Source organism: Actinomadura sp. KC345, assembly GCF_004348515.1.
GTDB lineage: Bacteria > Actinomycetota > Actinomycetes > Streptosporangiales > Streptosporangiaceae > Spirillospora.
Window position 1 is genome coordinate 1 of sequence record NZ_SMKH01000569.1, and the last position, 1,440, is coordinate 1,440.

Genomic DNA, 1,440 nt, shown 5'->3' on the forward strand with positions numbered 1-1,440 from the left:
ATCTCGTCCAGCCCGAACGTCTTGTAGAGGCCGCGGAGCAGGTCGTACGGCGGAAGATCGCCCGACTCCAGCGCGTCCAGGTTCGGCCGGAGCTCCGCGTCGATCCAGCCGCGCACCGCGTCCCGGATCATCAGATCTTCGTCGGACCACTCGATCATGCTCGTTCTCGCCTTCCTGCCGGGTGAATCGCCACCATCCAAGCAGAGAGTGCAAGCGAGCGCTTATTCGGGTGGTGTGGACGCGCTCAGCCGGCCACGTTCACGACGTCGGCGATGACGCCGCCGCCCGCCGTGAGCCGGCCGGCGGCCGGGCTGTCGTAGACGACCAGGAGGCGGAATCCCGCTCCGTTCGGCTCGTCCAGGACGGCGATCCCCTCGGCGTGGTCGTCGCCCTCGCCGTAGGGGAGGTCGCCCAGCACCTCCAGCTCGGCGGACGTGACGATCTCGGGCGCGTCGGCCGTGGCCGCGTTCCGCCACCGCACGACCCGCACCGGCCCGTCCAGGTCCATGCTCGGGCCGGTGAGGACGAGCAGGTCGTCGCCGTGCGGGCACAGGTCCCGGATGCCGAGGCCGCCGAGGTCCATGAAGTGGGTGCGGTAGAGCGCGCCGTCGTCCCCCACGGGGAGCAGCCGCAGGCGCCGCGGATCACCCGGGTCGGTGTCCGGGCGGATCTCGATGAGGACCGCCCAGCCCCGCAGGACCGGTCCGCGCAGGCCGACGTAGAGGCGGTCGCCGTGGGCCGCGACGCCCTCGATGTCGATGCCGTTGTCCTTGCTCGGGATCGCCAGGAACGGCGCCAGGTGCGGGTCGTCCTCCAACAGGTCGGTGATGGAGTCCTTGTCCATCCCGAGCACGGCCGCGGTGCGGTCCCCGTCCGCGGCGACGATCTCCGGCAGTCCGTCCTCGCCGTCGACGAGGGGCAGCCGGGCCAGGATGAAGCGGTTGTCCTCGCGCACGACCGTGGCGAGCCGCTTGCGGGACTTGCGGCCGCCGTGCTCCGGCTTGATCTTCTTGCGCTTGAGGCTGTGCGAGCCGATCGCCCAGAGCCAGCCGTCGCCGCGGGCCAGCCCCTCGATGTCGGCCTCCTGGTCGGCGCCCGCGGGGAGCGGGACGAGGTCGGCGAGCCGCACGGTCAGCTGCCCGCCGTAGCCGGTGACGCGCCCGTCCTCGCCGGCGAGGGCGGTCAGCCGTTCGACGGTGGCCGTCTCGTCGCCGGCCACCCAGAGGCAGCGGCCGTCCTGGCGCACGGCGGACAGGTTGGTGTGCGTCTCGGCGTCGCGGCTTTCCTCCGCGAAGTGCAACTCGATTCGGCGCTCGACATCCATTGGGGGATGGTCCCATACGGGGGAGGGCGGCCGCTTCGGTGGAACGGTCCGCAACCGGCCGTCAGGCGTCCCAGACGACGTCCAGGCGCGGCGGCCTGCGGAACACGAGGCCGTGC

General features: G+C 72.2%; 1 protein-coding gene. It reads right to left on the bottom strand.

The genetic code is table 11. The features are described from left to right. Window positions 1–244 precede the first annotated feature (244 nt). Window positions 245–1,324, bottom strand: a complete 1,080-nt coding sequence (locus E1281_RS39635; protein WP_131884808.1) for a DUF3616 domain-containing protein — start codon at window positions 1,322–1,324, stop codon at window positions 245–247. Window positions 1,325–1,440 lie beyond the last annotated feature (116 nt).